Raw genomic sequence first — 22,134 nt, 5'->3', positions numbered from 1 at the left:
CGGGGAGGCTCCGGGCACGGTATGTCCGTGTCATGACCGCCGCCACGATCGTCTACGTCCACGGCAACGGGAACAAGGTCCGCAAGGAGCTGCTCAAGTCCCAGTGGGACCGGGCTCTGTTCGGCACCGACATGGGGAGCGCCTCGCGCATGGCCTATTGGGCCCCGCTGCGCTACGAGGACCCGCTGCCCGACGACGAGCCCGACCCCCTGGCCGGCGACCCGGAGCCGCTGGAGGAACTCGTGGCGCCCGCGCCGCCGACGACTCCCGAACAGTTCATCGAGCGCACGCTGGCCGAGGCGCGCCTGGAGTCCGGCCCGCTGCCGGAAGGCCCGGCGGACGGCGCCGGCGGGGCGGACGGGGGCCCGGCGGACGGCATCCCGGGGACCGGCGCGGGCGGGGATCCGCTGGCCGGGTGGCTCGCGAAGATGACGTACTCGGCGGAGACCCTCGACCGGAGCCCGGTCACCGGCGCCCCGGCGGACCTGAACGAGGCGTTCCCGCTGCCCGGCTTCCTGCGCACGCCGCTCTTCGAGCGGCTGGTGGCCCTCACCTTCAAGGACGTCCACGCGTACTTCTTCGGCGGGGTCGGCGAGGCGATGCGGGACGTCGTGCGCGCGGAGCTGGCGGCGGTGGACGAGGGGCCGCTCGTGGTGCTCGGGCACAGCCTCGGCACGATCATCGCGTACGAGGTGCTGCGCGAGGCCGGACGGGACGTCAGCCTGTTCGTCACCGTGGGCTCCCCGCTGGGCATCACGGAGATCCAGGACCTGCTGGCGCACCCACCGGCGGTTCCCGCGGGCGTGGCGGCCTGGTCGAACGCCTCGGACCTGCGGGACCTGGTGGCGCTGGACCACTGGCTGCGGCCCGAGTACGGACCGCCGGCCCTCGTCACCGACCACCTGGTGGTCAACGACAGCGGCAACCACCACGGCATCCGCCGGTACCTGGCCACCGAGCCCGTCCGCACGCAGGTCAGGGCTCTGTTCGGTCATCTTGCGACCCCTGGGGGCTGATGGAACCATGAGGGGTATCAGCAGTCCGTCTTCCCGCTCCGCAGTGGCGGCCGCGGCTGTGCAGGTGCGCTATGTCGCTCACCGATACCGAATGGGACCTCGTCACCGAATGGGTGCGGGACTACCTGTTCGTCGAGGGTGAACCGCGCCCCCGTCTCCTCCAGTTCGGCTTCTCCGGAGAGTTCGTGGGCGGCATCCGCTTCGGCGGATCGAGCAGCGAACACGCCGTGGCGCTGGTCCGGGCGGTCCGCAACGACGGCCTCGACGCGCAGTTGCGGCTGCTGGGCGCCCTGGGCCGGCTCGACTCGCTGACCTCGCTGCCCGCCGGCGAGGTGGTCGTGCGGCTCCGACGGCAGCTGGAGGACGCCGCGAAACCACACGAACCGCCCCGCGACCACTATCTGACGAGCGTGCTGCGGGGCGGGGCCGAGGTGTTCATCGACCGGGCCGATCTGCGCGCGGGCCTGCGGGAGTTCGTGGAGGATCCCGAGAAGACGGTGCTGGTGGTCGACGGCGACCCGGACAGCGGGCGCTCCTACACCTACGCCCTGATCCGGCACCTGGGCGGGCACTGCGGGTTCCGTCCGGCCAGGGTGACCCTGAGCCGCACCTCGACGGCCGAGCAGGTGGTCGAGCGGCTCGCCGAGTTCGTCGCGGACGCGCGGGGCGGCGTCTCACCGTTGAATCCGACACGGTTGAACGATCCACTGCCGTCGATCGAAGCGGCCGTGCACCGCATCGTCAGCCAGGCCACCGCCGCCGAGGAACGGTTCTGGCTGGTCCTGGACGAGTGCGACAAGCTCGACGTCAACTCCGACGTCTGGGACTGCATCGGCAAACTCGCCCTGACGGTCTACGAACACGCCCCGGTCGGCGGGCGGAGCGCGCCCCGGCTCGTGCTGCTCGGCTATTCCTCCACGATGCGCCAGCTCCCTTACGAGATCCGCAAGAACGAGGTGCGCAACACGGCCCGGGTCGCCGGGGCGGAGGACCTGCGGCAGTTCTTCGGCGAGTTCTTCGCCGAGGCCCCTCCCCCGCCCGGGCGGCCGCCCCCGGACGAGCCGGGGACCGCGGCCCTGGTGGAGGCGGCCGTACCCGCCGTACTGCGGGCGGGCGAAGGCCCCGGCCCCGACAGCTACATGCGCAAGGTGTGCACGGCGGCCGAGGAGGCGGTCCGCCTCTACCGCTCCCTCGCCCCCGGCGATGACTTCGCCGCGCTGCTGGGCGAGCGGCTCCCGGCCGCGGCCCGCGCTCCCGGGCCCGCTCCGGTGACGGACCTGCGCCGCGCGTACCGGGAGGCCGCCTGCCTGCTCGGCCGGTTCGACCCGGCGCGGCTGCTGCTGCCCGGCGAGGAGCGGCCCTCCGGGAAGGCCGTGCTGGAACTGGTCCGGGACTGCCGGGCGGCGGGCACCCGCTCCACGCTCGCCTGGACGCTCGATCCGGAGGTCCGCGACACCGCGCTGGGCGGACTGGCCGGTCCGCGGGCCGCGTACCTCGCGCTGCTGGCCAACGCCGAGCAGATCCCGCCCGGCCCGGGCCCGGAACGCACCGCCCTCGCCTACCTCGGCGGAGCGCCCCCGGACCTGTCCGGGCAGGGCGCGGACGAACTGCCGCACGTCCTGCGGGCGGTGCTGTGGCTCGCCCGGATCCCGGGCGTCACCGGCGTCCCCGAACCGGCCGTCGTGCAACGGCTGCTGGAGCGCGCGCGGCTGCTCCAGCCGTTGGAGCGGCTCGTCCGGGACTCCTTCCAGGGGCGCGCCGCCGAACTCGCCGAGCTGCGCGCCTACGTCGACTCCGCCCCCGGCGACTCGGAGGCCCCGGTACTGGTCCACGGGCTCGGCGGGATCGGCAAGAGCACCCTGCTGGCGAAGCTGCTCCTGGACAGCCTGCGCGATTCCCCGGCCCGGTTCCCCTTCGCCTACGCCGACTTCGAGCGGCCCACCCTCTCGGTCCGCGAACCGGCGACGCTGGTAGCGGAGATGGCCCGCCAGCTCGGCATCCAGTACCCCCGCCACCAGGAGGAGTTCAACGCGCTGGCCCGGGAGTGCGAGGAGACCGCCGGCACCCACCGCGCCGAACAGGGCGCGGTCGACGAGCTGTACGGGCTCTCCACCACACGGGCCACGCTGGGTCGGCTGTCCTCCTCGGGGGTGCACGCGCTGGCCTCCGCCCGCGAGGCGGATCTGGCGCGGCGCCTCGCGCTGCTGGTCGTACGGGCCGTGGAGAGCCCGCCCGGGCGGCCGGAGCCGCCGCTGGTGCTGGTCATCGACTCCTTCGAGGAGGCCCAGTACCGCGGCTCCCCCGAGCTGGGCCGGATGTGGGCCGTGCACTCCGCGCTGCGGGAGGTGCATCCGCGGCTGCGGACCATCGTCTCCGGCCGGCTCCCGGCGCCGCACCCGGCCCGCCCCGTGCAGCCGCGGACCATGGAGCTCGGCGACCTCGACCCGGCGGCCTCGGTGGCCCTGCTGGTGTCCTGCGGGGTCACCGACGGGCGGCTCGCCGAGGAGCTCGCCGAGCGGGTGGGCGGGCATCCCTTGAGCCTGAAGCTGGCCGCGCGGGCGGCGGCGGAGGCGGAGGGGGGCGCCGCGGCGGAGCCGGAGGCGCTGGGCGAGCTGATCGGGAGCCTGCCGGCCCGGCGCCGGCGCTTCTTCCGCAAGGTCGACCAGCTGCTCATCCAGGGGACCTTGTACGAGCGGATCCTGCGGAGGATCGGCGACGAGCGGGTCCGGGCGCTCGCCCAGGGCGGCCTGGCCCTGCGGACCATCACCCCCGAGCTGATCCGCGAGGTCCTGGCCGAGCCGTGCGGCCTGGGGACGCTCCCGGACGGGGAGGCCGAGCGGTTGTTCGGGCTGCTCGCCCGGCTCGACCTCGTGGAGGACACCGGTCCGGGCGCGCTGTGCCACCGCGCCGACCTTCGGGCGATCATGCTGCGGCTGGCCGACCGGGCCCGTACCGATCTGATGCGGGCGGTCGGGACGCGGGCGGTCGCGTACTACGCGGCCCGTGAGGGGCCGCGGGCGCGGGCCGAGGAGATCTACCACCGGCTGCGGCTGAACGAGAGCCCGCGCACGGTGGAGCAGCGCTGGCTGCCGGGCGTGGAGCGGTTCCTCGAAGGGGCCGACCAGGACATGACAGCGCGCTCCGCGGCCTACCTGACCGGGCATCTGGGCGGCCACACCCCGGACGAGGTGATCGCGGAAGCCGACCAGGAGGACTGGGAGCGGATCACCGCCCGGGAGGTCGAGGACCTGCTGTCGCAGGAGTACGCCGAGACGGCGGCCGCCCGGCTCGCGCAGCGCCGTCCGTGGACCCCGGGAAGCCCGCTGCACCCCCTGTGGGTGGAGACCCTGGACCGGCTGGGCCGCCGCGCCGAGGCACGGGAGGCCGCCGACGCGGCCGTGGACGGCGCCGACCGGGCGGGCTTCCCCGAACTCCAGATGGAGCTGCTCCTGCTGTCGGCGCGGCTCGCGGAGGAGGACGGCGACCTCGCGGCGGCCGACGCCGACCTGGTGGAGGCCGAGGAGATCGCCACGGGACTCGGCCGGGACTTCGAGGCGCTGGGCGCGCTGCTGGCCCGCGCTCGGCTGACGGACGACTCCGGGGAGCGTGACCCGGAGGTCGGCGGCCTGCTCGCCGAGCGGCTGGGGCGGCTGTCGGACACCGAGCTGGCGCGACAGCCCGCGCTGGTCCGGGCGGCGGCCGCCGAGGTCTCCGGGGAGCACCCGCGGGTCCTGGAGCGCACCCTGGACGTGGTGGGCCTGCCCGATGTGGAGGAGGGCGTGCTGGACACGCTCGCGGAGGCGATCGGCCGGGCCGTGGCCCGCAGGCCGGAGCTGCGCGGCACCCTGCTGGACCTGCTGGAGGAGGCCGTCGGCCCGCCGGACGGGCCGACGGTGCGGGCGAGCAGCGGCACGCACGCCGGGATGGCGGGCATCCTGCGCGAGGCCCGCAGGCTCGGCACGCTCGACCCGCTCGCGCGGCAGCTGCTGGACCTGGACGACCGCGGCGGCACCCTCGCGTCGGGGGTGGCCGCGGCGATGGGCTCGGGCACACCGGGCACGGCCCCGCCCACGCACACACCGGCATCCGCATCCGCACCCGCACCCGCGGAGCGGCACCCGCACGAAGGGAACGGCCACAGAGCGGCCTGAGGGACCATGAGCGACCCGTACCTCCCGCCGGACGACATCGTGCGGCTGCGCGACACCGCGGTGGAGCAGGGGCTGACCGATCCGACGCTGCGGAGGCTGTTGTTCGAGGGGATCCTGCCGAAGTACCGGGGTTCGCTGCCGCTGCTCGCCGCGCCCGGCCCGCAGGTCCAGTCGGACCTGAACGAGATGAACCGGGTCGAGCGGCTGATCGACGGCACCGTGCCGCTGGCCGTGTGGCTGCGCAACGCCGCCGACCAACTCACCGACGCCGCCGCGCGGGACCTCGTACTGGGGGCCCTGGACCGGGTGGTGCGCGACGCGGCCGGCGAGCCCGACGTGGCTCCGGACGTGCCGACCGGCGAGACCAAGGAGGAGATCGTCTTCCGGGACGACACGGTGCCGTTCGCGTTCCTCGGCGGCGGGGCGCTGGCCGGCGCCTCCGTGGCCCGGGTCAAGGTCCTGCCGTACGAGGGCGGGGCGCTGCTCCAGCCGGTGGCCCTGCCGCACAACGGCACGGGCTGGCTGATCGCCCCCGAGCTGCTCGTGACCAACCACCACGTGGTCAACGCCCGCAAGCGCACGGCCGAGGAGCGCCGGGTGGCCGACCCCGCGGACCTCCTGCTCCAGGCGCAGGGCTCCCGGTCCCGCTTCGACTACGTGGGCGAGGACGACCCGGACGCCGAGGAGGCCCGGGCGAGCGGACTCGTGGCCTGGGACGAGGGGCTCGACTACGCGGTGCTGCGGCTGACGGGGACACCGCCGCGGCCCTGCCTGCGCGTGGCCACCGAGCCGTTGGCGGTGTCGGCGGACACGCCCGTGGCCGTCAACATCATCCAGCACCCGGGCGGGGAGCCGAAGCGGATCGCGCTGCGCAACAACCTGGTGTTCGAGGCGGACGAGCGGGACGTGCGCTACTTCACCGACACCCGCGGCGGCTCCTCCGGCTCGCCCGTCCTGACCGACGACTGGACGGTGGTGGCCCTGCACCGCGGCACCCGGCGGGTCTCGGACGTCAGCTTCCAGGGCAAGAGCACGGCATTCGTGAACGTCGGCACGCAGCTGAGCGCGGTCATGGGTCACTTGCGGGAGAACTTCCCGGAGGTGCACGCCGAGATCACGGCGGCCCAGTCGGCGCTGACACGGCCTCAGGAGGTGTGAGATGCGCGGTGGATCACCGGTTGCGACCGGGCCCGAGCAGGTCTTCACGGAGGACCTGCGGGCCGTCGCGGAGCGCGTGCGCGGGCTGCTGGAGGCGGAGGTGCCCGAGTCCGAGGAGGAGCTGCCCGCGCGGGAGGCCGCGGCCGAGCAGATCGGCCGGGCGGCCCGGGAGGAGCGGGCGAAGGTGCTCGGGGCGGGGGTGCGCGGGCTGGAGAAGCTGGCCGCGGGCCGCGCCGACGACATCGACGAGGACGAGTACTTCGGCGTCGAGGCGATCGTGCTCCTCGAGGGCCGGCCGGCGATCCTCGTCCAGGGCCAGGACTTCGCCTCCCAGCAGGGCGACTGGGCGTTGCTGGACGGGCAGCGGCCCGGCATCCGGCAGTCGATCGCACGGGTCGGCCGGGTGGAGGTCTCCGGTCACGCCGGACTGGACTGGCTGGGCACCGGGTTCCTGGTGTCGCCGTTCGCCGTGATGACCAACCGGCACGTGGCGGCCGAGTTCGCGCACGCGGACGGCCGGGGCGGTTTCGTCTTCCGGCAGGGCATGGGCGCGCGGATCGACACCGCGGAGGAACTGGGCGCGCCCGCCGGCGACGGCTCGTTCGAGTTCGACGTCACCGAGGTGCTCGGCATCCACCAGGACGTCGACATGGCCCTGCTGCGGGTCTCCCCGGCGAGCGGGGGCGGGGGTCCGCTGCCCTCCCCGCTCGCGCTGGCCGCCGACGCGCCGCCGGATCTGGTCGGGCGGCCCGTGTACGTGGTCGGCTACCCGGCGGCGGACGGCCGGCGCAACGAACCGGCGGCCATGAGCCGCATCTTCATGGACGTCTACAACGTGAAGCGGCTCCAGCCCGGCACGGCGACGGCCTTCCTGCCCGACGAGGACGGGGCCGGGGCGGGGGCCGGGGTGCGGGCCGGGGCCGGGTTCACGATGACGCACGACTGCTCCACGCTCGGCGGCAACAGCGGCTCCCCGGTCTTCGACCTCGCCGACCACCGGGTGCTCGGCCTGCACTTCGGGGGCAGGTTCGGCTCCGCCAACTACGCCGTGCCGCTGTTCGAGCTGACGGACGACCCGCTGCTGGAGCGGGCCGAGGTCAACTGGGTGTGAGGGTCCCGCCGGGCCCGGTGGTTCAGCCCAGGGCGACGGGGGCCTGCACCAGCGAGCCGTACTCGGTCCAGGAGCCGTCGTAGTTCTTGACGTCCGGGTAGCCGAGCAGTTCGTGGAGGGCGAACCACGTGTGCGAGGAGCGCTCGCCGATCCGGCAGTAGGCGATGACCTCCCGGTCGGGGGTGATGCCCTTGCCCAGGTAGAGCATCCGCAGCTCGTCGGCGGACTTGAAGGTTCCGTCGTCGTTGGCGGCCTGCGCCCAGGGGACGTTGGCGGCCCCGGGGATGTGTCCGGGGACCTGGGCCTGTTCCTGCGGCAGGTGCGGTGGTGCCAGCTTCTCGCCGCGGTACTCCTCCGGCGAGCGGACGTCGACCATGTGGATCCCACTGCCGAGGCTCTCCAGCACCTCGGTGCGCAGCGCCCGGAACTGCGGGTTCTCCTGGCCCGTCACCGTGAAGTCGGTGGGTTCGTACGTCCGGACGTCCCGGGTCGTCTCCCGGCTCTCCAGCTCCCACTTCTTGCGTCCGCCGTCGAGCAGCTTGACCCGGTTGAAGCCGCGCAGCCGCATGATCCAGTAGGCGTACGCGGCGAACCAGTTGTTGTTGCCGCCGTACAGGACGACCGTCGTGTCGTAGCCGACCCCCGCGTCGGCGAGCAGCTTCCCGAGCGCCTCGCGGTCCAGGTAGTCCCGGCCCACGGCCGTGTGCAGGTCGGTGGTCCAGTTCCAGCCCACGGCGCCGGGTATGTGGCCCTGTTCGTAGGCGGTGGTGTCCTCGTCCACGTCGATGACCCGTACCGTCCGGTCGTCCAGGTGCGCGGCCAGCCACTCGGTGTCCACCAGTGTCTCCGGATGGGCGTATCCGCTGCCGCTCATGGTCCGCTCCTCTCGTGTCCGTCCCTCTCGTGTCCGTCCCTCTCGTGTCCGTTCCTCGCGTGTCCGTTCCTCGCGTGTCCGTCCCCCTCTCGCGGACGTTCCGTCCGTCATGCGTGGGGCTTCAGGTCCTGGACGCCGCCGCTGATCACCGCCGTCACGGGGATCCCGGCGCGGTCGAGCAGCCCGGCCGCGATCATCGCCCGGCGGCCGGTGCCGCACACCACGTAGACCTCCTGGTCCCGGGGCAACTCACCGAGCCTGTGCGGCAGTTCGACGAGGGGTACGCGGAGCGTGCCGGGGAGCCCGTCCTCCGGTCGGCCGGGGCGGACATCGAGCACTCGCCGGCCGTCGAGGCGACCGGCGAGTTCCGCGGCGGCCGCGGTCCGGAAGGTGCGCAGCGGGCGGCCGGCGTCCGCCCAGGCGGCGACGCCTCCCGCCAGGTATCCGGCGACGTCCTCGTAGCCGATCCGCAGGAGTTGGGTCATCGCCTCGCGGGCCGCGTCCTGCTCCGGCTCGGGCAGCACCAGGACCAGTCGGGTGCCGAAGGGCACGATCTCGCCGACCAGGCTCGCGAAGCGGTCGTCCAGCTCGTCGCAGAGCGAGTCGGGCAGGTGGGCGGCGGCGAACTCGGCGCGCCCGCGCCCGTCGACGATCTGCGCACCGCCCCCGGCCAGCCCCTCCACGACGGCCGGGGTGAGCGGCCGGGGCGCGGGCGGGCCGCCCAGCACGTGGGGTCCCCTGCGGTTGATCGGCGCCATGTGGCGGTAGTAGGCGGGGTACGGCGGCAGGCCCGTCAGCCTCCCGCGGACGAACTCCTCCTCGTCGCGGGCGGTCAGTACGGGGTTGGTACGCCGTTCCGCGCCGACGGTGCTGGTCCGCTCCCCCGCCACCGGCCCGGCCGCGCAGGAGCTGCCCGCGCCGTGCGTCGGGAGCACCCGGGTGTCGTCGGGCAGCAGGGCGAGGCGGCCGAGGGTGCGGAACTGGGCGCGCGCGAGTTCCTCCGTGTGCGCGGGGCCGGCGAGGTCGGTGCGGCCCGCGTTGCCGACGAGGAGGCTGCCTCCGGTGAAGACGGCGGTCGGCGGCCGGGCGGTGTCGTCGAAGACGAGGTACGAGGTGTGCTCGGCGGTGTGACCGGGGGTCTCCATGGCCCGCACGGTCACGTCGCCGACGGAGATCTCGTCGTCCTCGGCGAGCGCCAGGTGGTCGAAGGCGTACGGTGCGCGGGCCGGGCCGGCCACCGTGGCGCCGGTCGCCGCGCGGACCTCCAGGGCGCCGGAGACGTAGTCGTTGTGCACGTGCGTCTCCAGCACGTACCGGATCCGCACCCCCCTGGACGTACAGGACTCCAGCAGCTCCCAGCTGTCGCGTTGCGGGTCGACCAGGGCGGCCTCGTCACCGCTGACGAGGAGATAGCTGGTGTCGCCGAGCGACGCGGTGGTCATGACCTCGATCTCGCTCATATCCCTCACCGCCCCGGGGCGGACTCGTCCGGCCCCTGATCGGGTTCCCGGTTCGCTAGACCACGACCACTTCGACCGAGGCCACCGGGTTGCAGCCGTAGCCGCGGGCGTTCCACGGCGCGCGCGGCGGCTGGGTGTCGCCGTGCTCGTCGGTGGCGCGGGCCAGCAGCCGGTACGGGCCGGGGCGCTGGGGGGTCCACCGGTAGGACCAGCCGGTCCAGGCGTAGGGTCCGGGCGGCGGCTCCAGTACGGCGTCGTTCCAGTCCCGGTCGCCGAGCCGGCCGAGGTCGCCCAGTCCGCCGCCGGGGGCGTCGTCGCCCTCGTACGCGGCCCTGACCTCGACCCGGCGCACGGACACGCCGTCGCCGGACCAGGCCCGGCCGCGGACGAGCGTCTCGTGGCCGCGGCGCACGGCGGCGTCGGGTTCGGGTTCGGTGATGAGGGACTTGACCCTGACGGTGGTGACGGGGCCTTCGGGGGTGCCGCGCGAGGCGGTGTAGACGTACTCCTCGGCCTGGAAGACCCCGGCGAACGGTTCGGTCACGGCCCGTGCCCCCACCAGCCACTTCACGTCGGCGACCGCGTACCGGCCGGGGACGACCAGGCGGACCGGGGCGCCGTGCTCGGGCGCGAGGGGCTCGCCGTTCATGTGGGTGACGAGGAGCGTGTCGGGGTGCAGGGCCGCGGCGAGGGGGAGGCTGCGTTCGAAGGGGGTGGGCAGCCCGTGCACGGTGCCGGAGTCGGCCCCGGTGAAGACGATCTCCACGGTGGCCGGGCTGATCCCGGCGCGGGCGGCGAGGGCACGGAAGGGGACGCCCGTGAAGTGCGCGCACCCCACGGCCCCCAGGCTCCAGGGCAGGCCCGGCGGGCGGGGGGTCATCAGGGCACGGCCGTTGCCCGCGCACTCCAGGACGGCGTCGAATTCCCTGCGCTCCAGCCCGAGCAGCTCCTCGTAGCCGATCTCGAAGGGCGTGGCGACCGCGCCGCCGAGGCGCATGCGCCACCGCTGGGGCGTGGTCTGCGGGATGCCGAAGTGGTCGCGTACGAAGAACGCCCCCGCCGGCGTGACGGGCTCGATCAGGGCGGCGGGCGGTGTCTGCGCGTTGTACGGCTCGGACGTGACCGTTTCGGGTGCCCAGGCGGTGGCTCCGGGTCCGCGGGAAATCGACCATGCGGTCATGGCAGCACCTTCGTTCGGGCTCGTTTCCGAGCACGACGCAGATCTCTTTCAGCTTACGTCCGGGAACCTCTTGACTCTGGACAAATAGGGAGGAAACTCATCTTTACACCGGATCACCGGAAAGAGCCGCAGCCGCCCTCTGAAGACGTTCAGAGGCCCGCGTGACCCTTGTCCAGGCTCTGGCCAGGCCCCCGGCGGACCGCGTTCGACCATGGGAGCCACCTGCGACGGCGGATGGCTCGTGGATCGACGCGACCGCCGGGGACTGTCTTGTTCGGGGACCGCGGGCGACCGGCACGGCGTCGGCCGCCCCGCCGCCCCGGGCCGCGGGGCGGCCGAGGCCGTGAACCCGGAACCCGGAACCCGGGGCCCGAGGCCTACGGCATGACGGCGGCGATGCCCTGCGCCAGGCGCGGGATCCGGTCCCCGGGGAGGCCCGCGATGTTGACGCGCCCCGAGGTCGTTCCGTAGATCGCGAACTCCCTGCGCAGCGCCAGCATCTGCGGCGGCGTGAGCGGCAGCATCGAGAACATGCCCTTCTGCCGCGCCAGCATCCGCGCCTCCGCGCCCCGGCCCAGCGCGCTGAGGTGCGCGGTCAGCACGGCCCGGTTGGCCGTGATGCGGCCCCGCATGAGCTCCAGTTCGGCCCGCCAGGCGGCCCGCAGCCCGGCGTCCTCCAGGATCGTGGTCACCACGGCCGCGCCGTGCTCGGGCGGCATCGAGTACTGCGTGCGGGCGGCGTTCTGCAGGGCGGTCTCGGCGTGCCGCGCGGCACCGGCCGAGGCGCCGAGCACGATGGCGCAGCCGACGCGGTCGCTGTAGAGGCCGAAGTTCTTCGAGCAGCTGACGGCGATCAGCATCTCCGGCACGCGCGCCGCAAGCATCCGGGTGGGCAGCAAGTCGGCCTCCAGCCCGTCGCCGAGCCCGTGGTAGGCGAGGTCGACGAAGGGCACCCAGCCGCCGCTGACCGCGGATTCGGCGAGCGCCTCCCAGTCGTCGAGCAGCGGGTCGACCCCGGTAGGGTTGTGGCAGGAGCCCTGGAGCAGGACGACGTCGTCACGACCCGCGCCGGCGAGCTCCCGCAGCACGCCCTCGGTGTCGAAGGCGCCCTCGGCGTCGCGCCAGCCGTACGTGCGCACCTTCAGTCCGGCGGCCTCCAGGATGGGCCGGTGGTTGACGTAGGCGGGGTCGCTGATCCACACCGTGGTGCCCGGCCGGGTCCGGCAGATCAGGTCGGCCAGCAGGCGAAGGGCGCCGGAACCGGCGACGGTCTGCACGGCGGCGGCCCGCTCGGCGGGGCCCCCGGCGCCCAGGACCATCGTCAGCAGGGCCCGGTTGAAGGCTGTGTTGCCGGACAGCCCCCGGTACTCCTTGGAGGCGGAGCGCTCCGCCAGCCGGATCTCGGCCTCCCGTACGGCGGCCATGACGGGCGTGCGCCCCGATTCGTCGCGGTAGACGCCGAGTACGAGGTTGAGGCGCTCGGGGCGCTCGTCGGCTCCGAACTCGTCGGTGAGGACCCACAGCGGGTCGGCGGGCGGCGGCGGGAGGAGCTCAAGCATCTGCGGGAACCTTGTGTCGTGGGCGGCGGTTGGCGAGGACGACGCCGGTGGTGATGAGCGGGACGCCGACGAGGACGGCGGGGGTCGGCGACTCGCCGAGTACGGGGATGGCGAGCAGGACGACGGCGACGGGGCTGAGGCTGCCGACGACGGAGCTGCGCTCGGCACCGAGGCGGCGGATGGCGAAGGCGTACAGCAGGCCGGCGCACAGTCCGACCCCGAGGCCCTGTACGACGAGGAACGTCGCGATGTCGGAGCCGGCCGCGTGCGCGAGGCCCGTCGGAAGCACCCCGGTCAGGACGAGGAGCCCGATGACCGCGAAGGAGGGCAGGCACAGCAGGCCGATCGACCCGACGGGATCGAGGTCGACCTCCTTGAGCCCGACCGTGTACAGCGCCCACAGCCCGCTGGCCACCAGCAGGATGCCGGAGCCGGCCAGTACGTCGGTGTCCACGGGGACCACGTAGCGCCAGACGAGGGCGGCCACGCCCGCCGCGATCAGCACCAGCCCGGCCGCCTGCGTGCCACGGGGCACGGTGCGCCCGCGGGCGATCATGAGCGCGGAGACGAAGAGCGGGACCATCCCGGGGACGATCGAGCCGACGAACGCGGCGGAGGTCAGGGCGCCGCCGTGCATCGCGGCAAGGAAGAAGGGCACCCCGGCGCCGCACACGATCTTGATCGCGGCGCCCGGCCGGACCGCAGCGATGCGGTGCCTGCGCCGCCACAGGGCGGGGGCCAGCACGACGAGGGGGACGCCGAAGCGGAGCAGGGCGGCGTCGGCCGGCAGCAGGGAGGAGGCGCTGAGCGCGCGGGCGCTGAGCGCGAAGGCGGCCCAGATCGCCACGGTCACGAGCAGGGCGGCCATTCCCTGGGCCTGCGGGGAGAGCCGGAGACGGCCGGCCGCCGCGGGGTGTGCGGCGGCGGCCGTGGTGTCGATGGCGACCAAGGGTGGCGGCTCCAGCTTCAGGGGCTCGTACGCGTACGGGTTCTCCGTACCCCCGCAACGCTAGGGCCTGGGCCGGGGCAGTCGATTGCCAGTTCTGCTCCCCGGACATACGTTTGGGGCAGAATCTGCCAAGGAACGCCAAGGAGCGCCGAGGAGTGGCCATGGACGCGGTCGATCTGCAGATCATCCGGGAATTGCAGGCCGACGGACGGCTCTCCAACCAGGACCTCGCCGACCGTGTGCGCCTCTCCCCCTCACCCTGCCTGCGCCGGGTCCGGCGGCTGGAGGAGGCGGGCCTCATCCGCGGCTACACGGCCATGGTCGACCAGGTCGCCTTCGGACTGCCGATCACCGTCTTCGTCCGGATCCGACTGGAACGCCACACGGCGGACGCCGTCCGCGCCTTCGAGGAGCACGTCCACGTCATCGAGCACATCCAGGACTGCTACCTGATGGCGGGCAGCAGCGACTACCTGCTCCGGATCGTCATCGAGGACCTGGAGGCGTACGAGTCCCTGGTGCGCGACCGGATCCACGCCATCCCCGGCATCGCCTCGATCGAGTCGAGCTTCGCGTACGGCAGCGTGAAGCAGTCCCGGACCTACCCCCGGCCCACGCCGGGCGCCTCCGCCCGCCGCCTCTGAGGCCCGGGCGCCCACGCCCCACCCCACCCCGCCCCGCCCCGAGCGGATCGCCCTTCGACGGTCCGCTCGCAGGCGTGCCCGCAGCGAGCCGCCGCATCCTACTCACGAGTACCGCATCTGCAAGGTAATTTCGCGGAATCCGTCTTACCTGCTCGCTTATCTGACTGATACATTCCGCAAGCGCAATCCGCAGCCTCCCGTCCGGGGCACCACCACCTCCGAATGAGGGAAGTCAATGCGAAAGATGCTCCTTCGGCGTCCTGTCGCCGGAAAAGCCCTGGTCCTGGGCGCCCTGCTGGCCCTGGCCGTACCCGGCTCCGCCTACGCCAACACGGTCGGCGTGACGGTCAAGACCCCCGGCGCCACCTCCGGCCCCGCGTCCACGTTCGCCGAGATCTCGACCAACGCCCACTGCAGCAGCGGCCTGATCTCCGGCGGCGGGATCAACCAGGCCATCGGCACCGGCACTTCGTCGAACGGCAACAAGATCAACGGCACCTCGCCGAGCCCCGACGGCAGCACCGAGTACACCGGCTCCACCGGTGTCGTCGGCACCGACGTGGCCTACTGGCTCGGCATCGGCGGCAGCGGCGGCGCGGTGAACGCCTCCTTCTCCAGCACCCCGTACGCCATGTGCTTCACCAGCAACCTGATCAACCACACCCAGGTGGTCATGAACAAGGTCGCCGGACCCACCACCGCGAGCACCGTCGGCCTGGTGACCGCGACCTGCCCCGCCAACACCCGGCTGCTCGGCGGCGGAGCCCGCATCACCCCGGCCAGTGTCGGCAGCCTGAAGCCGATCGCGAGCTTCCCCACCTTCAACGACTCCGCCCACGCCTACGGCCAGAAGGCCGCGGCCGACGGGGAGACCAACCCCGACTCCTGGAGCGCCGTCGGCTGGAACGGCGGCGGTGGCGACAGTGGCAACACCACCTACGCCTACGCCATCTGCAGCGGCAACAACATCGACATCAGCGGCACGACCGTGAAGGTGCGGTTCAGCGAGGTGAGCGGTCCGACCGCGGGCACCGCCGGTCTGACCACGAGCGTCGGCTGCGGCCAGAACGACGGAAAGCTGGTCAGCGGCGGCGCCGCGATCAGCGGAGGCTCCGTCACGACCACGAACTTCACCGGTCCGGGCTCCCAGGGCGACCACCTCAACGGCAGCTACCCCAGCGACTCGGGCGGCAACCCGGTCTCGGACGGGACCACCACGGCCTCGTACTGGTCGGCCTTCAGCCACACCGGCGCGCCCTCCTCGCCCAACACCTACACCGACGTCTGGGCGCTGTGCGCCAACGACGGCGTCTGAGCCTTCTCCCCCCGGCACTCCGTGTGCCTCATGTGTCTTCGTTTGGACCCCAGTTGAACATCTTCAGATCCAAGTCAGTGATGGCGGCCGGCGCGACCGGCCTCCTGGCGGCCACCCTCGGCGCACTCCCCGCCAACGCCGATGAGGCGGCCCCGGCGTCGCCCTGCGGCACCGGTGGCGTCTTCGCCTCGGCCACACCCACCTGCACCTACTCCGCCGTCGGCACGGACACCTTCACCGTCCCGGACGGGGTGACCTCGGTGACGGTCGACCTCTTCGGCGCCGAGGGCGGCAGCGCGGCCGGCTTCGTCTCCCCCGCTCCCCCGAACGACGGTGCCCCCGGCGGTCGGGGCGGCGAGACCCGCGCGAACCTGGCCGTCACCCCGGGCCAGAGCCTCCAGATCACCGTCGGCGGAATCGGTAGCTCGGGCACCTCCCGGCACGGCGAGTTCGCCCGGCCCGGCGGCACCGGCCACGGATCCGGCGGCGGCGGAGCCCACGGCGGCGGCGGTTCCGGCGGCGGCGCCACCGACCTGCGTACGGGCGCCTTCGGCGGGACCGACCGGATCCTGGTGGCCGGCGGCGGCGGTGGCGCGGGCAACGGCGGACCGCTGCTGGGCGGCGGCAACGGCGGCGGGCTCGAAGCGGAACCGGGCGGCCAGGGCGGCGGCCCGGCGGGCTCCGGTCTGCCGGGCGGTGGCGGAACCCAGTCCGCCCACGGCGCGGGCGGCCCCCGCAACAACTCCGTCGGCGCCCCGGGAGCCCCGGGCAGCGACATCGACTCCTGGGGCAGCAAGCCCAACCCCGGGAGCGGTGGCTCCGGTGGCAACGGCGGTATGGGCGGCAACGGCGGCGGCGGTGGCGGCGGCGGCTGGTTCGCCGGCGGCGGCGGCTCCGGCGGCGGCCGGCCCGGCAACTTCTACGGAGCCGGCGGTGGCGGCGGAAGCAGCTTCGCCGCGCCGACGGCCACCGACGTCTCCCTGCTCAAGGGCGTCAACCGCGGCAACGGCAAGGCGGTCGTCTCCTTCCGCTACGGAACCTCGGTCACCGTGACCCCGGACGAGACGGCGCCGCTGTTCGGCCACGAGGTCTCCTTCACCGCCACCGTCGGCTCGGCGAACCCGGCCGCACCCGCCCCGAGCGGAAAGGTCGTGTTCTCCGACGGGGTGACCCGCCTGGCGAGCGTGCCGCTCGACGGGGGCAAGGCGACCTTCCGTACGTCCGCGTTCCAGCCCGGCGAGCACCGGATCACCGCGGCCTACGAGGGCGACGACAGCCACACCCCGAGTGCGACGGCGGAGCCCGCCGCCGTCACGGTCGGCTTCAGCGAACCCTGCATCACCACGGAGCACGTCGGCGCCCTGACCGTCGCCGCGGGTCAGGCGCTCTGCATCGCCTCCGGCGGCAGCCAGACCGGGCCGGTCACGGTCCGGCCCGGCGGCTCGCTGGCCGTCTCGGACGCCCGTATCGCCGGTCCGTTCTCCTCCGAGGGCGCTGCCGCCCTGACCGTGTGCCAGTCCCGGCTGACCGGGCCGGTCACCGTCCAGGGCAGCACCGGGTACGTCCTGTTCGGCTCGGACCGCGAAGCTGCGGCCTGCCCCGGCAACACGGTCGAGGGCCCGCTGACCGTCGAGGGCAACACCGGCGGCATGACGGCTTCGGCCACGACCGTCACCGGCGCGGTCCGGGTCAACGGCAACAGCGGCAGCGGGCTCCTGCCCGAGGACGCCGTGCCGGCCTTCCGGGCGAACAGCGTCACCGGTCCGCTGCGCTGCGAGGGCAACGCACCGGCCCTCGACCACACGGGGACCCTGGTCCAGGGTCCCCGGACGGGACAGTGCCGCTGAGCGGTCACTCACCGCTGATCGGCCACCCGGCGCTGGGCGTTCACTTCGCGCCCAGCGCCACCAGGCCGTTCGTGCCCGCGCCGTACACCCGGCCGGCGCCCGCCCAGACGGGGACCGAGCCGTACGTCAGGGAGGGGTTCAGCACGTACTTCCAACGGGCCTTGCCGTCCTCGGCGTTCAGGGCCCACAGGTGGCCGCCGGAGTTGAGGTAGACGGTGTCGTCCGCGCTCAGGAGGGTGAGGGTGCCGGAGATCTGGTGCTCGATGTTGCCCGCCCAGCGGACGGCACCGGTGGCGGCGTCGAAGGCGTAGACGACGATGCCGACGGTGGTGAGGCCCTCGATGGCCTGCATCCCGGCGACGGCCACGGGGCTGCCCATGCCCGCGGCGTAGACGGTCTTCCCGTCCGGGCTCGCCACCACGGTCCCGAAGAGGGTCTTGGGAGCTCGCCAGCCGATCTGGCCGTTGGCCTGGTCGATGGCGTACAACCCGTCGGTCATGTGGAGGAAATAGCCGCCGGCGGAGGAGAGCGGCCCGTCGTTCAGCCGGCCCCGGGCGTCCTGCACCATCTGGTCGATCGTCGTCGCGCCGGCGCCCGGAGAGGGCTGCTCCCAGGCGACTTTCCCCTCACCGGCCGTCTCGATGCCCGCGATCTTGGCAGGGCTGCCGTCACTGTTGGCCGTCACCCACATCAGCCGCGTCCCGGAGGACGGCAGGAACGCCCTTCCCTGGCTGTACTTCACGTCCGGGTCCGAGAGCCGTACCTTCCAGGTGACCTTCCGCTCGGCCGGGTCCACCGCCCAGATCGTGGGTCCGCTCCGGAACTCGTAGCGTTTCGACGGCTCGGCGGAGGGGTTCACGGTGGTGGAGGACGTCGTGCCGGTGATGTAGATCTTCCCGCCGAGCATGCCCAGCACCGACACGCTGACCGCTGTTTCGCCCGGCACGAGCGACGACTGCTGGGGGTTCAGGGACAGGGTCCAGGCGTCGGCTCCGGTGTCCAGACGGATGGCCCGCAGGACCGACTCCCGTCCGCTCGCACCGCCCGTCACCACGGTGTACGCCGTGCCGTCGGCAACGGTCGCGACGAGGGCCACGAGACCTGCGAGCGGCCCCTCTGAGGTGAGGGCCACCGGACCCCAGACGGGAAGACCGGTCCGGCCGACGGCCCAGACGTTCTTGGCGCTGAGCGCGAGGACCGTCTCACCCTCGCCGGTGATCTGCGCGAGGGGCTCGGTGACCGGCGCCGTCCACAGCGGGGTCGCCGTCACGTCGGTTCCGAGCGGGCGCGCCGGGTCGGTCAGGGCGTGCCCGGACTTCTTCGCGTCACCCGGCCCGGCGGAGCGTCCGCGGGTGAGCCACAGCCCCAGCCCCGTGCCGCCGCCCGCCAGCACCACGGCCCCGCCGGCCACGCCGAGCAGCAGCGCGCGACGGCCGGGTCGGCCGGATTCGCCGTCCCGGGGGCCGGACTGCGGGCCGGACAGCGGGCCGGACAGCGGGCCGGGCTCCGGCCCGGACGGCGTTCCCGGCGGCATGTCCCGCAGCGGATCCGGCGGCGTTCCCGGCGGCGGCCCGGGCGGGGAGGACGGGACGGGCGGTGGGAGGGGCAGGGCCCGCGGGGGCGGGGCCGGAGCCACCTCGGGGGCCATGACCGCCGCGGCCGCCTCGATGGCCGCGGTCAAGGCGGGCGGGAGCCACGCTCCCGCCGGGGGCGGGGCCGCGCCCCGTTCGACGTACGCGACGACCTCGCGCGGAGTGGGCCGGTCGGCGGGGTCCTTCGCGAGGCACCCGGCGACCAGGGGCCGTAAGTCCTCCGGGACCGACGACAGGTCCGGCTCCTCCCGCACCACCCGCCGCAGGACGTCCACGGTCCGCCCGCCGTCGAACGGTCCCACGCCGCGCGCGGCGAAGGCGAGCGTCGTCCCGAGCGAGAACACGTCGCTCGCCGGGCCGACCCGACCGGCCGTGGCCTGTTCCGGGGACATGTAGCCCGGAGTTCCGAGGACGGTACCGGCGGCGGTGAGCACGGTCCCGTCCGCCGCCCGTGCGATCCCGAAGTCGATGACGTGCGGGCCGTCGAGCGCGAGCAGCACGTTGCCCGGTTTGAGGTCCCGGTGGGTCAGGCCCGCCGCGTGGATCGACTCCAGGGCTTCGGCGATCCCGGCGGCGAGCGCCCGTAACGCGGGCCGGGGCAACGGGCCCGCGAGGGCCACGGCCCGGCCGAGCGGGATGCCCGGGACGTACGCGGTCGCCATCCAGGGCGCCGGGTCCTCGGGGTCCGCGTCGACGACGGGGGCCGTGAAGGCGCCCGAGACGGCCCGCGCGGCCGTCACCTCGGCGCGGAACCTGGCCCGGAAGCCCGGGTCGGCGGCCAGTTCCGGCCGCACCAGTTTCACGGCGACCGTCCGACCGCCGGGCGAACGCCCCAGGTACACGGCGCCCATGCCCCCGGCGCCCAGTCTGCCGAGGAGGGTGTACGGGCCGACCCTGGGCGGATCCGTTGGACCCAGCGGGTCCAACGGGTGCGGCGGGTGCGGCGGGTGCGGCGTCTCCGGCGGGTTCGTCATCAGGATCCGTTCGCGTGCAGCGCGACGACCGTCGTCGTGTTCGGATTGGTGAGGCAGAGCCGGCCGTCGCCGGCGCTCCAGGCCAGGTTCACTGGATCGTTCCCTTTCCAACCGGTGTACTTCCAGCGGGGTTTGCCGTTCGAGGCGTCGAAGGACCAGAGCACGCAGTCCGCTCCCATCCGGTACACGTTGCCGTCGGAGTACAGCAGCCGGGCGCCGAGCGGGGCGGAGCCCGGGGCGTCGGCGGGCAGCGGCGTCCGCCACCTGGTCCTGCCGGTCGCGGCCTCCGAAGCGGCCAGTGAGAGGCCGCCGTCCGCGTCGCGCCACAGGGCGTAGACGACGGTGCCCTGTTCGTCGGTGGCGATGCCGTCCCCCCGGGCGGACGCCGCGACGGCCGAGGCTCCCGGCACCTGCCACGCCTGCTCTCCCGTCGCCGGGTCCAGGCCGGACATCACGCCCTGCGCGTCGACGAGCACGGCGTACCGCGCGGTGGCGGCGAGCGCACCCGGCCCGATCCGCTTGGACCAGGCGACGGCGCCCTTCGCGTCGAGCGCGACCAGCCGCTCGGGACCCGCGTACAGGACGCCGTCCCCGGAGTACGGCAGGGCTTGGAAGAGGGGCCGGGTCTCGGCCGTGCGGTACCAGGCGGTGGCGCGGGATCCGAGGTCCAGGGCCCACACGCCGTACCCCTCGGCGGCGGCACCGTTCGCGGGTGTCCGGGAGATCGCGTACGCGCGGCCGCCGCGCACCCCGCAGAAGGCGGAGGTCCCCGAGCCTTGCGCCTCGTTCAGGACGGCGGTCCAGGGGTCCTTGCCGTCGGCCATCCGGATGCCGAGCACGGCGGTCCTGGGGGGTGCTCCGGCCGCGCCCGCGATCGTGCCGCCCAGGTGGAGGCGGCCTCCGTCCACCGCGGCCGCGCTCCCCGGGTTGGGCCCGGTGACGGAGAAGGCGATGCCGTGGTCGTCGCCGTTCACGGTCCACTTGACGTGGCCCTGGTCGTCGAGGCCCCGGACCTGGCGCAGCATCACGCAGGCGACCGTGCCGTTCGCCGAGAACACCTGGGGACACGCGGCGGGCATGCGTGCCTGGAGGGCCAGCCTCGCGTCGAGGACGTCGTCCGCGGAGGGGCGCCGCGCGGTGGATCCCCCGGCCCGCTTGGACGGTTCCCGGTTCAGTGCCCACACCGTGCCCGCCACCGACCCGGCGAGGAGGGCCCCGCCCGCCAGGCCCAGGATGAGCCCGCGGCGGCTCGGGCCCCGGTCGTCCTCCGGCGGATCGGGTGGGGCGCCGGGGCCACCGGGGAGGACTTCCGTCGGGCCGGTGAGCGGCAGGGTCGGTGCGGGTGCGGGCAGCGCCGTGAGGGCCGCCCGCAGCGCGAGGACGTCGGCCGCCACCGGCCCCGGCAGCCAGCTCCGCTCGGGGCCGGGCCGGTCGGCGCGCGCGACGTGGGCGACGATCTCGTGCGGGGCGGGCCGGTCGCCGGGCTCCTTGGCCAGGCAGCGCCCGATCAGCGGCCGCAGGCTCGTGGGTACGGCGGACAGGTCCGGCTCTTCGTGGACGATCCGGTACAGGACGGCCGCCCCGGCCCCGTCGCCGAAGGGGCTCGTGCCGCTCGCCGCGAACGCGACCGTGGAGCCGAGGGAGAACACGTCGCTCGCCGGGGTGAGGTGATGCCCCGTCGCCTGTTCCGGGGACATGTAGGGCGCCGAGCCGACCACGGAGCCGGCCGAGGTGAGGACCGTGCCCTCGGCGGCGCGGGCGATGCCGAAGTCGATGACGTGGGGGCCGTCCAGGGCCAGCAGGACGTTCGCCGGCTTCAGGTCCCGGTGGATCACCCCGGCGCCGTGCACCGAGACCAGCGCCTCGGCGAGGCCCGCCGTCAGCATGCGGAGCGCGGCCCCGGGCAGCGGGCCGTGCGCGACGACCGCCCTGTGCAGTGAGGGGCCCACGACGAACGCCGTGGCCATCCAGGGGACTTCGGCGTCCGGATCGGCGTCCACCACGGGGGCCGTGAACGCCCCGGACACCCGCCTGGCCGCCGCCACCTCCCGCTGGAACCGGTCCCGGAACTCGGTGTCCCCGGCCAGTTCGGGCCGTACGACCTTCACCGCGACGGTCCGGCCGCCGGCGGACCGCCCGAGGTACACCGTGCCCATCCCGCCCGACCCCAGCCGTCCGGCCAGCGCGTAGGGCCCGATGCGTAACGGATCGGCGGCACCGAGTGGTTCCATCAGTCGAATCCCCTCCCCCTGAGGCCCTCAGGCTACGACGGCCGGGCCGTGCATCCCTTGGCGTCGGGATGAC

Annotated in this window: 14 protein-coding genes; 7 read left to right on the top strand and 7 right to left on the bottom strand. The window is 74.2% G+C overall.

Annotation, left to right across the window (positions count from 1 at the left end):
• The first annotated feature begins 32 nt into the window (after nucleotides 1-32).
• From ACIQ5Y_RS31285 to ACIQ5Y_RS31270, 4 genes are all read left to right on the top strand, one after another.
• Nucleotides 33-1,016, top strand: a complete 984-nt coding sequence (locus ACIQ5Y_RS31285) for a hypothetical protein (RefSeq protein ID WP_403887915.1) — start codon at nucleotides 33-35, stop codon at nucleotides 1,014-1,016.
• Between the two features lie 71 nt (nucleotides 1,017-1,087).
• Entirely contained in the window at nucleotides 1,088-5,167 is a 4,080-nt protein-coding gene (locus ACIQ5Y_RS31280; protein WP_403887912.1) for an AAA family ATPase, read from the top strand.
• A 6-nt stretch (nucleotides 5,168-5,173) separates the two neighbouring features.
• Nucleotides 5,174-6,325 (top strand): trypsin-like peptidase domain-containing protein, encoded by a 1,152-nt coding sequence (locus ACIQ5Y_RS31275; RefSeq protein WP_403887909.1) that lies wholly within the window; start codon nucleotides 5,174-5,176, stop codon nucleotides 6,323-6,325.
• A gap of 1 nt (nucleotide 6,326) precedes the next feature.
• Nucleotides 6,327-7,436, top strand: coding sequence for a trypsin-like serine peptidase (locus ACIQ5Y_RS31270; protein WP_403887906.1), 1,110 nt, complete (start codon nucleotides 6,327-6,329; stop codon nucleotides 7,434-7,436).
• Nucleotides 7,437-7,458: 22 nt separating this feature from the next.
• Here the strand turns inward: ACIQ5Y_RS31270 and ACIQ5Y_RS31265 are convergent, their stop codons facing one another.
• From ACIQ5Y_RS31265 to ACIQ5Y_RS31245, 5 genes are all read right to left on the bottom strand, one after another.
• On the bottom strand, nucleotides 7,459-8,310 hold the full coding sequence (locus tag ACIQ5Y_RS31265) for a sulfurtransferase (RefSeq protein WP_403887903.1): 852 nt from the start codon (nucleotides 8,308-8,310) through the stop codon (nucleotides 7,459-7,461).
• Nucleotides 8,311-8,417: 107 nt separating this feature from the next.
• Nucleotides 8,418-9,770 (bottom strand): rhodanese-like domain-containing protein, encoded by a 1,353-nt coding sequence (locus tag ACIQ5Y_RS31260; RefSeq protein WP_403887900.1) that lies wholly within the window; start codon nucleotides 9,768-9,770, stop codon nucleotides 8,418-8,420.
• A 55-nt stretch (nucleotides 9,771-9,825) separates the two neighbouring features.
• A complete protein-coding gene (locus ACIQ5Y_RS31255; protein ID WP_403887897.1) occupies nucleotides 9,826-10,950 on the bottom strand; it encodes a sulfite oxidase in 1,125 nt (374 codons plus the stop codon).
• 377 nt (nucleotides 10,951-11,327) lie between these two features.
• Nucleotides 11,328-12,509, bottom strand: coding sequence for an aromatic amino acid transaminase (locus tag ACIQ5Y_RS31250; protein ID WP_403887894.1), 1,182 nt, complete (start codon nucleotides 12,507-12,509; stop codon nucleotides 11,328-11,330).
• On the bottom strand, nucleotides 12,502-13,458 hold the full coding sequence (locus ACIQ5Y_RS31245; RefSeq protein WP_403887891.1) for a DMT family transporter: 957 nt from the start codon (nucleotides 13,456-13,458) through the stop codon (nucleotides 12,502-12,504). The genes ACIQ5Y_RS31250 and ACIQ5Y_RS31245 overlap by 8 nt, the downstream gene beginning before the upstream one ends.
• A 161-nt stretch (nucleotides 13,459-13,619) precedes the next feature.
• Here ACIQ5Y_RS31245 and ACIQ5Y_RS31240 point away from each other — a divergent pair, with 161 nt between their 5' ends.
• The 3 genes from ACIQ5Y_RS31240 (at nucleotide 13,620) to ACIQ5Y_RS31230 (ending at nucleotide 17,264) form a co-directional block, all read left to right on the top strand.
• Nucleotides 13,620-14,102 carry an Lrp/AsnC family transcriptional regulator gene (locus ACIQ5Y_RS31240; protein WP_384588867.1) on the top strand — a complete coding sequence of 161 codons (483 nt, stop codon included), beginning with the start codon at nucleotides 13,620-13,622 and terminating at the stop codon, nucleotides 14,100-14,102.
• A 235-nt stretch (nucleotides 14,103-14,337) separates the two neighbouring features.
• Nucleotides 14,338-15,417 (top strand): hypothetical protein, encoded by a 1,080-nt coding sequence (locus tag ACIQ5Y_RS31235; RefSeq protein ID WP_403887888.1) that lies wholly within the window; start codon nucleotides 14,338-14,340, stop codon nucleotides 15,415-15,417.
• 53 nt (nucleotides 15,418-15,470) lie between these two features.
• Complete coding sequence (locus ACIQ5Y_RS31230) at nucleotides 15,471-17,264, top strand: Ig-like domain-containing protein (protein WP_403887885.1); 1,794 nt, start codon at nucleotides 15,471-15,473, stop codon at nucleotides 17,262-17,264.
• 40 nt (nucleotides 17,265-17,304) lie between these two features.
• Here the strand turns inward: ACIQ5Y_RS31230 and ACIQ5Y_RS31225 are convergent, their stop codons facing one another.
• Entirely contained in the window at nucleotides 17,305-19,830 is a 2,526-nt protein-coding gene (locus ACIQ5Y_RS31225; RefSeq protein WP_403887882.1) for a protein kinase, read from the bottom strand.
• Nucleotides 19,830-22,061: a PQQ-binding-like beta-propeller repeat protein gene (locus ACIQ5Y_RS31220; RefSeq protein WP_403887879.1), complete on the bottom strand. Its 2,232-nt coding sequence runs from the start codon at nucleotides 22,059-22,061 to the stop codon at nucleotides 19,830-19,832. The genes ACIQ5Y_RS31225 and ACIQ5Y_RS31220 overlap by 1 nt, the downstream gene beginning before the upstream one ends.
• Between the last annotated feature and the right edge of the window lie 73 nt (nucleotides 22,062-22,134).

Origin of the sequence: Streptomyces sp. NPDC096339 (genome assembly GCF_044762985.1) — a bacterium.
Taxonomy (GTDB): domain Bacteria; phylum Actinomycetota; class Actinomycetes; order Streptomycetales; family Streptomycetaceae; genus Streptomyces.
This window is presented reverse-complemented; position numbering and strand designations above follow the sequence as displayed.

Bases quoted from the DNA above. Each gene is read 5' to 3' on its own strand.
- ACIQ5Y_RS31225 (WP_403887882.1), bottom strand. From the start codon at position 19,830: ATGACGAACCCGCCGGAGACGCCGCACCCGCCGCACCCGCCGCACCCG.
- ACIQ5Y_RS31285 (WP_403887915.1), top strand. From the start codon at position 33: ATGACCGCCGCCACGATCGTCTACGTCCACGGCAACGGGAACAAGGTC.
- ACIQ5Y_RS31220 (WP_403887879.1), bottom strand. From the start codon at position 22,061: ATGGAACCACTCGGTGCCGCCGATCCGTTACGCATCGGGCCCTACGCG.
- ACIQ5Y_RS31255 (WP_403887897.1), bottom strand. From the start codon at position 10,950: ATGACCGCATGGTCGATTTCCCGCGGACCCGGAGCCACCGCCTGGGCA.
- ACIQ5Y_RS31270 (WP_403887906.1), top strand. From the start codon at position 6,327: ATGCGCGGTGGATCACCGGTTGCGACCGGGCCCGAGCAGGTCTTCACG.
- ACIQ5Y_RS31265 (WP_403887903.1), bottom strand. From the start codon at position 8,310: ATGAGCGGCAGCGGATACGCCCATCCGGAGACACTGGTGGACACCGAG.
- ACIQ5Y_RS31240 (WP_384588867.1), top strand. From the start codon at position 13,620: ATGGACGCGGTCGATCTGCAGATCATCCGGGAATTGCAGGCCGACGGA.
- ACIQ5Y_RS31260 (WP_403887900.1), bottom strand. From the start codon at position 9,770: ATGAGCGAGATCGAGGTCATGACCACCGCGTCGCTCGGCGACACCAGC.
- ACIQ5Y_RS31275 (WP_403887909.1), top strand. From the start codon at position 5,174: ATGAGCGACCCGTACCTCCCGCCGGACGACATCGTGCGGCTGCGCGAC.
- ACIQ5Y_RS31235 (WP_403887888.1), top strand. From the start codon at position 14,338: ATGCGAAAGATGCTCCTTCGGCGTCCTGTCGCCGGAAAAGCCCTGGTC.
- ACIQ5Y_RS31250 (WP_403887894.1), bottom strand. From the start codon at position 12,509: ATGCTTGAGCTCCTCCCGCCGCCGCCCGCCGACCCGCTGTGGGTCCTC.
- ACIQ5Y_RS31280 (WP_403887912.1), top strand. From the start codon at position 1,088: ATGTCGCTCACCGATACCGAATGGGACCTCGTCACCGAATGGGTGCGG.